This window comes from Agrobacterium sp. NPDC090283 (assembly GCF_044769685.1).
Lineage (GTDB): Bacteria > Pseudomonadota > Alphaproteobacteria > Rhizobiales > Rhizobiaceae > Agrobacterium.
Map to the genome: position 1 here is coordinate 1 of NZ_JBIVYG010000053.1, position 1,191 is coordinate 1,191.

Below are 1,191 nucleotides of genomic sequence, written 5' to 3' on the forward strand. Positions count from 1 at the left end.
CCCTCATCAAGTCAGTCGTATTTGCTCATTTTGATATTCTTTCAATCTTGCGTTTGCGATGACGATGATGTGGCGCATGATTGCACCAAGAGCTGTTAGCTTTGACTTTCCGGCATGGAGTAATCGCCTATACGTCGCAGCAAGGTGGCTCTTGCTGTGGCTTGCAGCCATAGCCGCGGTAAAGAGCAGCGGTCGTAACTGCCGTCGTCCACCAGTGGTAAAGCGACGCCCTTTGTGCGCGCCGCTGTCACGGGGGTGAGGGGCGCATCCGGCGAGGCTTGCTGCCTGCTTGCGATCGATGTGTCCGAGTTCCGGCATGAGTGCCAACAGCATCGGCGCGATCACCTTGCCAATGCCTGGAACGGTTTGCAGGATGGCCTTGCGATCTTTCAAGCGTTTATCGAGGCTGATGATCGTTTCGATCTGTTTGTCGATGGCCTCGATACGGCGCTTGATTTCGGCAATATGGCCGGCAATCTCGCGAGCGATCGGCTTATTGCGCGGCGCCTTCAACCGGTTTTCCTCTTGCACGCGCATGGACACGAGATCGGTGCGGCGCAAGACCAGCAGTTTGACCTTCGCTTCATGTGGAGGGCTTGGCCGCCAGCGTGGGAGGGATTGCGCCCGTGACAGACCATATTGTGCGATATGGCGTGCATCGATGGGGTCTGTCTTGGCATTTGCGCCGCAGGCGCGGATGAAGGCTTTGACCCTGACAGCATCTGCGCGGTGGGCGGGGATGGCAAGGTCTTCAAGGACATCCAGCAGATCGTCCTCGTAGCCACCGGTGGCTTCGCAGATGGCGAGCATATCGCCACGTCCGGCATATGGCTTCAAGGCGGCCCTGAGCGCGACCTTGCTGTTTTCGACGGTGCCGATCTTTCCGGTGCGGGTATCGAAGAATGTGATTGTTGCTTTGGAGACGTCAAATCCCAAAGCGAACTGGATTTGTGCGGTGTTCGGGTCCATGATGGGGCTCCATGCTTGGCATTGTCTGCGGGCGCGGTGAAAGCCGGCCCATTCAAGTCAACAAGCGATGCGAAGCTGGTGCGATTGCAGCCCAGGATGAGGCCGGTCGAGAAGACCCATTCCTGTTCGGGCGTACAACCGCATGGCCTCCGGGGTGGCCGCCTCGGAGGTCATCCAACGTCCCGAACAATAAAGCACTTTTTCGACAGACAATTCCTGTGC

1 protein-coding gene is annotated in these 1,191 nt (G+C 57.8%); it reads right to left on the reverse strand.

Annotated elements, in window-relative coordinates; translation table 11 throughout:
- Nucleotides 1-6 precede the first annotated feature (6 nt).
- Entirely contained in the window at nt 7-969 is a 963-nt protein-coding gene (locus tag ACIQUH_RS27880) for an IS110 family transposase (RefSeq protein ID WP_400821443.1), read from the reverse strand.
- Between the last annotated feature and the right edge of the window lie 222 nt (nt 970-1,191).

Bases quoted from the DNA above. Each gene is read 5' to 3' on its own strand.
- ACIQUH_RS27880 (WP_400821443.1), bottom strand. From the start codon at position 969: ATGGACCCGAACACCGCACAAATCCAGTTCGCTTTGGGATTTGACGTC.